The organism is Bifidobacterium sp. UBA744 (assembly GCA_002298605.1).
Classification (GTDB): Bacteria; Actinomycetota; Actinomycetes; order Actinomycetales; family Bifidobacteriaceae; genus Bifidobacterium.
The window spans coordinates 13,993-20,713 of record DBKS01000029.1; the positions used below are offsets into that span (position 1 = coordinate 13,993).

A 6,721-nucleotide genomic window follows, 5' to 3' on the forward strand; every position below is an offset into this window, starting at 1 on the left:
TCGATGTCGCAGTCCTATCATGTCGACGAGCCGGATGATTCCGGCGAGGACGTGAACGAGGGGACCTTTGGACAGAAGCTTCGCGCCTCGTTCGACGAGGCGTCGGATGGTCATGGCCAGGCGGCGTCCATCGCGTTCCTGCTCTTCACGCTCGCCTACACGCCGTGTCTGGCGACGGTCGCTGAGTTGAGACGGCAGTACGGCACCAAGGTTGCGGGCCAGTCGGTGGCGCTCAGCCTGGCAGTGGCGTACGTGCTGGCCGTCGTCGCCTTCCAGCTGTTGCGATTGGTGCTGTGAATGGCGTGGCATGGTTCGGGCGCGTTGGGGTGGCGGCGCACCGGGAGTTGGCGTGGGGCGCGGCGCCCGTCGAGGCGCGGCGTCGCTTCCTCCGGGGACATCGTCGTGGACGTGGTTGGCGATTTGGATGCCGGACTGTCGGTGCGGGCGATTGCCGAGCGTCGTCATCTGCCGGTCGATTTCATCGACATGGCCGTTTCGAGGGCTCGGCAACGCGGATTGCTGCAGGTGACGGATCTTACGCCCCGCTCGATGTGCGGGGAGCGGACATGCCAGCCCGATCCCGCGTCGCTGATTTGCGTCGGATGCCCGTTCCGTCTCCGCGCCGACAACTAACGTCGGTTGCCGCGAAGAGTGGCTACGACCCCATCGATCTCCGGGCGACCCGTCCCGCGACACGCGGTGTCAGGCCTCGGTGCGGTATGGCATAATAGGTCTTCGGCGAAAATAGCCGTTTTTCGCCATTCCCCCATGGTGTAATGGCAGCACACGGGTCTTTGGAACCCTTTGTCTTGGTTCGAGTCCAGGTGGGGGAACCAGTCTGGTGGTCGCGGTCGCCCCCGGGCAGGACCGGATGAGGCGCCCGCGCCCTTTTTGCATGTGTGGGCAGGCCGGTAGGAGTCCTCGCACTCCCGGCGGAGTCGCATCGGCTGACCTGCATCGGCGATGGTGAATTCCTCTGGGAGCCGTCCGCCCTATGATAGGGTGGACGGCTTCGTTGTATTCGCGCATTGATGAACCCCGGCCATAGCGCCGGGAAGAAAGGACTGTTGTTTCATGGAGCTTTCAGCTGCGATCATTCTGGCTGCGGGCGAGGGCACGCGCATGCGCTCGTCCAGGCCGAAGGTGCTGCACACATTCGCCGGCAAGACGTTCCTGAACCGTGTGATGGATTCCGTTGCCGCGCTCAATCCCGAGAATCTGGCCGTGGTGGTGCGGTATCAGGGCCAGCGTGTGGCTGAAGCGGCGGAGTCGTATAACGATCGCGTGATCGTGGTCAATCAGGATGAGATTCCCGGAACCGGACGTGCCGTGCAGTGCGCAATGGCCGCGCTTGACGGCGACGATGCCGGAACCGGCGACGCCTCCCGACTCAACGGTCCGGTGCTGATCGCAGCTTCCGACATGCCGCTGCTGGACGCCTCCACGCTCAGGTCACTGATCGAATTCCATGAGTCCAACCACAATGGCGCAACCGTGCTGACCACCCGCCTCGACGATCCCACCGGCTACGGTCGCATTATCCGCGATCAGGACGGCGGCGTATTGCGCATTGTCGAGCAGAGGGACGCCAACGGGTCCGAACTCGCCGTCCATGAGGTCAACACGTCCGTATACGTATTCGAATCCTCCGTGCTCAAGCAGGCCATCGCCGGCTTGAACGCCGACAATGCGCAGGGGGAGTTCTACCTGACCGATGCGCTTGAGACGGCCCGACGGCTGAATCTCAAGGTGGGTGCGTATGCCGCCCCGGATTCCCTGAGCGTCGAGGGCGTGAACGATCGCGTGCAGCTCGCCGCCCTTGCCAAGGCCCATAATCGTCGTGTCTGCGAGGAATGGATGCGTCGTGGCGTGACCATTCTCGATCCGGACACCACATGGATCGAAGACGACGTGGAATTGGCAAGCGACGTCACCGTATTGCCCGGATCATTCCTGCAGGGACACACCGTCGTCGCCTCCGAAGCGGTGGTGGGACCCTATTCCACGCTGATCGACGTCACCGTCGACGAGGGAGCGGTGGTGGAGCGCTCGCGGGTTCAGGGCACGCATATCGGCGCCCGTGCCAACATCGGGCCGTGGACCTACCTGCGTCCCGGCAATGAGTTCGGTCCGGACACCAAGGCCGGGGCCTTTGTGGAGATGAAGAAGGCGCATATCGACGAGGGTACCAAGGTTCCCCACCTCAGCTACGTCGGCGACGCCCATGTGGGCCCACACACCAACGTCGGCGGCGGAACCATCACCGCCAATTACGACGGCGTGCACAAGAACCACACCGAGATCGGCGCCAACGTCCATATCGGCGCCGGCAACATGCTCGTGGCCCCCGTTACCGTCGGCGACGGCGTGACCTCGGGCGCCGGCAGCGTGATCCGTCACGACGTGCCCGACGACGCCATGATCTACTCGGAGAACACGCAGCACAACGTCGAGGGCTGGAAGCCCGCCTGGGAGCGCTGAGATATGACGGCACACAAGGAATCCATCGACGCCGTGCGCTGCGCCGCCCGCGCCGCCGATGCGAAGAAGGCCAGTGAGATCGTCGCCTACGACGTGTCGCAGGCCTTGGGCATCACGGATATTTTCATGATCGCCACCGGATCGAACGAACGCCAGGTCCTGGCCGTCGCCGAGGAGATCGAGGAACGCCTGCACAAGGAGCTCTCGCTGGATCCGCGCACCCGTGAGGGTCTTACCGAAGCCCAGTGGGTATTGCTCGACTACGGCGATTTCGTGGTGCATGTCATGCACGAGGAGGCCCGCGAATTTTACGGGTTGGACCGTCTGTGGAAAGACTGCCCGTCCATCGACCTCCAATTGCCCGAATATTCGGAGAAGTAAGGAACGGGAGCCCGTATGCCAATTCCATCTCATCACGGCCCTGCACGCCACGTGCATTCCATCGTCCTCGTCCGTCATGGGCGGACGTCCTATAACGCCGCCCATCGTCTGCAAGGCCAGATCGACATTCCGCTTGACGAAGTGGGCGAGTGGCAGGTGCGCCAGACGGGTGACGCGCTCGCTGACTTGTTTGTCAGGCGTTGTCCCGATGTGCCGAATCAGGTGGTTGTGGCCTCCGACCTTGGTCGCGCCGCGGCCACGGCGCACGCTTTTGCCGATCCTCTCGGGCTGGACGTGCATTTGGAGCCGCGGGTCAGGGAGCGCAGTTTCGGCCAGTGGGAGGGCGTCTCGGTTGAGGAACTGGAACGCCGGTATCCGGATGATTATCGTTCCTGGGCTGACTTTGAAGGCGGCGAGCTGAAATATGGCGCCGAGGAGAAACGCGCGGTGGGCGCACGCGGCGTGGAGGCGATCAACGATTGGGCATATCGCTATGGCGACGACACCAATCTGTTCGTGTTCTCCCATGGCGCGTGGATTTCGCAGACTTTGCAAACGTTCCTGGGATTGAGCCGGATCGATGCCGACTATTCGAGCATCATTTCCATGCGCAACGCCCATTGGGCGCGACTGGTGCCGTTCACCAAGTCCGATGGGATGATTCGCTGGCGTCTGGTTGATTACAACGTCGGACCCTCGGTCGCGTCGACCATCGCCTGGGAACATCCGGAGATTCCCGGCCGCTGACGCGCCATACGGAGGTGAGTGGCGAAGTGCCACGACTATGAGGAGGCAGAAAGTTCGTTGAAAGGGTTTTTCCGCAACATTTCTTGGGTGCCGATTTTCGCCGGTGCCTTGGCTGCGGTCACTTCGTTTTTGCTGTCCGCGAAGATCGGCATCGCGGGTTCCGTGATCGGCGTCGCCGTCAGCTCGATTGTGACGGCCATATCCTCGCAGGTCTATCAGAACGTCATTCGCGATTCCACCAAGAAGATCCAGCAGACTGTCGGCACCGGTTCGGATGAGGATGGGGATCGGCCGGCCGACGATGCCGCGGAACGGATTGATCGGGTTGCCGACGATTTGGAGGATGGCGGCGAGTCTGCGGAGCCGGCTGACAAGCGTCAGCCTCGAAAGCTGGTCTATAAGGCGACGGAATCGGGGGCCGACGGGGAATCCGTTGTATTGGAGCCCGGTTCGTCCGCATCCCAGACGATGCCTCCTTCGTTCCCCTCAGATGACGGTTCGTCCCAGTCGCTTCGCCATGGCAGCGGTTTGAGTGTTCGGCAGCGCGAGCGTGATCGTCGCAAACGCACGGCCATCGTCGTCACCATTGCCAGTGCCTTGCTGGCTGTGGCGGCCACCGCGGCCGTGATTCTGCTGGTCACCGAAGGCCATGGCACTGATTCGGTTGTGCGCGACTGGGTGTCGCCGACACCCAGCCCCACGCAGACCATTGGTGACGACACGTCCAGGAGCAAGGGTCAGAAGACCTCCGAGCCAACCGAGTCGGCGACGCATAGGTCCACGCCATCGCATTCGACTTCCGTCGCGCCTTCCGCATCGACGAGCGCGCCGACCGCGGCCACCAATTCACCCACGGCTTCCGCCTCGCCGACGCCAAGCGCCTCGCCGTCGACGAGCGCAAGCGGTGGCAGCACCCATGACGGCAATAGCGGCAGCGGCAACAGTGGCAACGGCGGCTCGTCCCAGTCCGGTGGCACGAGCTCAGACGCCCATGGGAGCGGGAATGCCGGCGGCGCCCAGAGCGGCGGCGGCTCCGGCAACTAGCATCCCGGATTCGCCGCCGTCTGCCGCCGTCTGCCGTCACGCGGTTTAGTCCATCTTCTCGATGTAGCCGCTGACCGGTTCGGCATACATATTGTCGTCCGTCACCGGTTTGAAGCGATTGCCGGTGTAGACGTCGGTGAAACCGTTGGTCGCCTTGTAGATCTTGCCGGAGTCGGTGTCATATACCCGTTCGTAGCCGAGGGTGGCGTCACTCTGCTTCTGGCTCATGATGTCCTGGCTTTTGTCGCGCTGCTGCCATGAGGACATCATGCCGTCCATGGCCTCGTTGAAATTCTGGCTGATCTGCGTGGCCTGGGCGGCGGCTGCGTCGCTGGCCTGATTGGCGGCGTTGACAAAGCTGCTGGAATATTGCAGCGTTTTCATGCAATTGGTCAGCAGCCCCTCCCAGTCGATGAAGGTGTCCTTAGCCGCGGTGATCGCCATGATGTTATAGGCCGAATACCAGCCGCCGTCGACTGTCTGCAGCTGGTAGTTCGATACATTGCCGGTGGCGACTGGAATACTGCCGAAATCGACCACTGAGGCCGTGAACATTCCCTCGCCCGCTTTGCCGTTGTCGGTGAAGGTCGCCCGCAGCAGTTCGTCGCCGATGGCAGACGCTGCGAGGCTGCTGTTGGAGGGAAACCGCTCGACAACCGAGAAATCGGCGAACTGGGGGAAGACATATCCGGAATACGATGATTCGACCGTCGAGACGAACGAAGCGTATTGCGGAAATACTCGGAACAGCGACTCGGTGGACGGATTCTCCAGCACGGGGGCTTGGGAGAAAATCGCCGCCTGGCTGTTGCCCATCTGGTAGTTCTGTTGCCATGCCGCCTTGCCGGCCTGGCTGTGCAGCAGAAGATCCGCTTTGAGCAGGATGAACATTTGGTTCAGCGGCTCGTTCGGATCGCTGACCCGGATGCTGTGGAAGATGTTCGTTCCGCCGGTCGTCACACGCCAGCCCTTGGGAATGGTCATGCTGAAATCGGCTGTCTGATATGGTTCGGTTTGCAGACTCTGGGCCGTGGTCGGCGTGATCTGGAATTTCGCCTTGGCCGGTGCGGGATTGCTTGGCGCTGGTGCCGTCGGCAATGGCTCGGTTGTCAAGGGCTCGTCCTGTACGGTCGTCGTCAAGTCGCTGTCGTCAATGCTTGTGGCTGTCTGATTGCCGCATGCGGCGAGCGTCAATGTCATGATTCCCGCAATCGCAAACGCGACTGTTCTTTTCCCCAACATAATTGCACTCCTCTCCGTTGCGCGATGCAATTTGTGATACAAAACGGTTCAGAAATCCCCCATTGGATTGAAATCCCCGTTATGAAAAGCATAACATGGCAATTGCAGGCACATGCCTCCAACGCATTGATTCGTACTCGCTAGGTACGACATTCAAGTGACTGTTCCATGTGAATGGCGAGCATGGGAGCGAATAAACTGATTGTTGATATACCGATAATTGGAAGCTATGGGGGATAGCATATGAACACTGTGATTATATATGGCAGTCAGTATGGCACGACAAGGCAATATGCAGAACGCTTTGCGGAAATGACGCGTTTCCCGATTATCGACTACAAGAATGTAAAAGCCTTGACTGATTACGATCGGATAATCTATTTTGGCGCTTTATATGCAAGTGGCGTTAAGGGGCTAAAGGATACGACCAAAAGAATGTCGGCCAACACAAAGCTTATCATCGTGACGGTGGGATTGTCGGATGGACGTAATAAGGAAAATCTGACCAATATCAGAAATTCCATACGCCAACAAGTGCCAGAGCGTTTATTGGATACGGCATCCTTTTTTCACCTCAGGGGTGGCATAGATTACAGTCAGTTGAATTTCATGCACAAAATCATGATGAAAATGGTTTTTAATTCGCTTAAAAACAAGCCTGATGAAAGCCTTACGCAAGAAGATAAAGAGCTGATAAAAACCTATAATAAAAAAATAGATTTCGTTGATTTTGATTCACTCAAACAAATTGCAGAGGCGATTCAATAAATTCCAATGTATCGGCTTTCACGGTCGGGCCGGCGGGATTCGAACCCGCGACATCCTG

8 protein-coding genes, 1 tRNA gene and 1 pseudogene are annotated in these 6,721 nt (G+C 59.9%); 9 read left to right on the forward strand and 1 reads right to left on the reverse strand.

The window, feature by feature from the left end; all coding sequences use genetic code 11:
- The 7 genes and pseudogenes from B2994_RS03215 to B2994_RS03245 form a co-directional block, all read left to right on the forward strand.
- Window positions 1-297: pseudogene (locus tag B2994_RS03215) on the forward strand (ferrous iron transport protein B); the annotation flags it as partial.
- Window positions 298-633 carry a peptidase gene (locus tag B2994_RS03220; RefSeq protein WP_291526947.1) on the forward strand — a complete coding sequence of 112 codons (336 nt, stop codon included), beginning with the start codon at window positions 298-300 and terminating at the stop codon, window positions 631-633.
- A 129-nt stretch (window positions 634-762) separates the two neighbouring features.
- Window positions 763-836: transfer RNA gene (locus tag B2994_RS03225), tRNA-Gln, on the forward strand.
- A gap of 238 nt (window positions 837-1,074) precedes the next feature.
- Entirely contained in the window at window positions 1,075-2,481 is a 1,407-nt protein-coding gene (gene glmU, locus B2994_RS03230) for a bifunctional UDP-N-acetylglucosamine diphosphorylase/glucosamine-1-phosphate N-acetyltransferase GlmU (RefSeq protein ID WP_291526948.1), read from the forward strand.
- 3 nt (window positions 2,482-2,484) lie between these two features.
- Window positions 2,485-2,862 (forward strand): ribosome silencing factor, encoded by a 378-nt coding sequence (gene rsfS / locus B2994_RS03235; RefSeq protein ID WP_291526949.1) that lies wholly within the window; start codon window positions 2,485-2,487, stop codon window positions 2,860-2,862.
- 15 nt (window positions 2,863-2,877) lie between these two features.
- Window positions 2,878-3,609 carry a histidine phosphatase family protein gene (locus tag B2994_RS03240; protein ID WP_291526950.1) on the forward strand — a complete coding sequence of 244 codons (732 nt, stop codon included), beginning with the start codon at window positions 2,878-2,880 and terminating at the stop codon, window positions 3,607-3,609.
- Between the two features lie 18 nt (window positions 3,610-3,627).
- Window positions 3,628-4,653, forward strand: a complete 1,026-nt coding sequence (locus tag B2994_RS03245; RefSeq protein WP_291526951.1) for a hypothetical protein — start codon at window positions 3,628-3,630, stop codon at window positions 4,651-4,653.
- Between the two features lie 45 nt (window positions 4,654-4,698).
- Here B2994_RS03245 and B2994_RS03250 read toward each other — a convergent pair whose 3' ends face one another.
- Window positions 4,699-5,637 carry a hypothetical protein gene (locus B2994_RS03250; protein WP_291526952.1) on the reverse strand — a complete coding sequence of 313 codons (939 nt, stop codon included), beginning with the start codon at window positions 5,635-5,637 and terminating at the stop codon, window positions 4,699-4,701.
- 46 nt (window positions 5,638-5,683) lie between these two features.
- Here B2994_RS03250 and B2994_RS03255 point away from each other — a divergent pair, with 46 nt between their 5' ends.
- Window positions 5,684-5,824 carry a hypothetical protein gene (locus tag B2994_RS03255; RefSeq protein WP_291526953.1) on the forward strand — a complete coding sequence of 47 codons (141 nt, stop codon included), beginning with the start codon at window positions 5,684-5,686 and terminating at the stop codon, window positions 5,822-5,824.
- Window positions 5,825-6,138: 314 nt separating this feature from the next.
- Window positions 6,139-6,663 (forward strand): flavodoxin domain-containing protein, encoded by a 525-nt coding sequence (locus tag B2994_RS03260; RefSeq protein ID WP_291526954.1) that lies wholly within the window; start codon window positions 6,139-6,141, stop codon window positions 6,661-6,663.
- Window positions 6,664-6,721 lie beyond the last annotated feature (58 nt).